The 2,475-nt window shown below is 62.6% G+C and carries 1 pseudogene; it reads left to right on the top strand.

Annotation, left to right across the window (positions count from 1 at the left end):
* Positions 1 to 1,322 precede the first annotated feature (1,322 nt).
* A pseudogene (cobG, locus tag F0Q45_RS25410) lies at positions 1,323 to 2,414 on the top strand (precorrin-3B synthase).
* The last annotated feature ends 61 nt before the right edge of the window (positions 2,415 to 2,475 follow it).

Raw genomic sequence — 2,475 nt, forward strand, 5'->3', positions numbered from 1 at the left:
CGGGCCCTACACGCCCAGAGAGTAGATCCATTCCGTGATCAGTTCCGCATTTGGGCGACAACTCGGGCGAATTTGCGACAATTACCTCGTAATCGGGTAGCGCTGGAGCATCCATTTTTACATCGGCTATTCGATGAAGCATCACAACCTGTGCTTGTCAAAAGTATTGACGTGGCACAGCGGGCTGTCCACTTACAGTAGAGCATTGTAAAGTACTTTGACATTCGTGGTGGGCAGCGTGCCGTCTATTACGGCCTATTCAGAAAAGTCTTTCGGAACACCGATCAAAGCGATACCATCAGCACACCGTTTTATTTGAGCAGTATCGGCCCATGAGAGCAGGACCTGATGAGCGCAAAGACCAGCAAGGCGAGATTAGCGCTTCGGGCTGTGCTGTTGACCGCTGCATGCGGAATGACACTGGGTCAATGCCTTGGCCCAGGAGCGTCCAACCCTGATCTCCAGGGCGGTTGCGCACTTGGGCCGACTCCGCCTTCGGAGTGGTTACCCCCGACGACGCAGCTCTTGGAGTGCTTCGAAATTGACCTTCAGCATCAATAAGGCATCAATAGACCACGCGGGTCGAGGTAGCGTCTGCCCACCACGCGCATGTCGCGGCTCAGCCGCCACAGGGTAGCCAGCTGCGACCCCGATGGCCGCCGGAAGCTGGTGCTGATGAACACCCATCGGCCGGTACGCCGCGTTAGCCGACCCGTGATCTGAATTTGCGTGAGATTTCGAAGGTCAGCGTCGTGGGAGTGACACAAGACTGCCGCCGGTCCGGCAGCGACGGGATGACGTGATGGGCAGGCGACCACGAACTCCCCGGTCTGCGAGTCATAGCGTGGTGCCCTTTGTCGCACGCCGAGGGGATAGCCCGCAGGATCAATCGCCGTCACAACGGCTTCCGGGTACTTGGCAAGCTCTTTCGCCGCTTCAGACCACACTTGCAAGGCCACCAACATCAATCGGCTGGGGAGACATGGTGAAGTCGCAAGTTGGCCACAGGTAGGCGCGGCGCGGAATCACATGGATCAGAATCCGTACACCGTAGAACACCATGCTCACCTTCGGATTGCGCCGGATATTAATGGCCGTTGCGGAAGACCGATGCTCGTCGTCACAAGGAAGAGACCGACCTTGAGCAGCAACGGAATTACCGGCCAGGTCTGTGGCGAACCGTCGCGCGACGGGGTGGTGAACTCGCACGTTCGTACCCGCGGATGATGGCCACGGCCTGGGTCGTCTCAGTAGACATGGTCGGACGCTACTTTAACCTGCCCAGCCCAGCCGGGCAGTGGCCCAATCACATACCGTGGGTAGTGGCCAGAACCCGCGGCACCGACGCCTGCCCAGGCACGCTACAGGTGCACCAGGCCGCCGACGGGGCGCTGGTGCGGGTTCGGTTGCCAGGCGGGATGATCACCGCGGCGCAACTGGCGACGCTGGCTAGCGTCTCGAGCGGCTTCGGCTCGGGAACGCTGGAGCTGACCTCGCGCGGCAATCTGCAGTTGCGTGGTATCACCGACGTCGCAGCGGTCGCCGAGGCAATCGCCACTGCGGGGCTGTTGCCGTCGACGACGCACGAGCGAGTCCGCAACATCGTCGCGTCGCCGCTGTCCGGCCGGGTCGGCGGCTACCACGATATCCGGGATTGGGTGGGCGATCTCGATGCAGCGATCTGCGCCGAACCGCGGCTTGCAGACTTAGGCGGGCGGTTCTGGTTCAGTCTCGACGACGGCCGCGGTGATGTCTCCGGGCTGGCTGCCGACATCGGCGCGCAGCTGTATCCCGACGGACCTGCGCTCGCGCTGGCGGGACACAACACGGGCACGCGAATCAACGATGTCACCGAAACGTTGGTCAGACTCGCGCTGCGATTCATCGAGGTGCGCGGAAAAGCCTGGCGGGTAAACGAATTGGCTGACCTCACCGACCTGGTGGCCGGTGTCGAGTTGGGTCCTTCGTTTCCGCCGATTGCCCAGGCACCGGTGGGCTGGATAGCACAAGACGACGGCCGAGTGACGCTGGGTGCCGCAGTACCGCTTGGGGTGCTAAGCGCCCGTATCGCGGAGTTTCTCGCCGCGATCGGAGCTCCCATGGTGGTCACGCCGTGGCGATCTGTACTGGTGTGCGATCTCGACGAAGGTGTCGCCGACACCGCACTGCGGGTGCTGGCGCCATGAGGTCTGGTGTTCGACGAAAACTCGCCCTGGCTTCGCGTCAGCGCGTGTACCGGACGCCCCGGGTGCGCGCACTCGGTTGCCGACGTACGGGCCGACGCCGCACGAGCGCTGGACGCGAATACCGGCCTGCACCGGCACTTCGTCGGCTGCGAACGCGGCTGCGGCAGTCCGCTGACCGGTGAGGTGCTAGTTGCCACCGGCGACGGCTACCGGGTTTTGAGGCCTTAGGGTGGGCGGGGTGCTCGACTACATCCGCGATGCGGCCGAGATTTACCGCCAGTCGTTCGCA

The organism is Mycobacterium simiae (assembly GCF_008370645.1).
In the GTDB taxonomy this organism is placed as follows: Bacteria; Actinomycetota; Actinomycetes; order Mycobacteriales; family Mycobacteriaceae; genus Mycobacterium; species Mycobacterium simiae_A.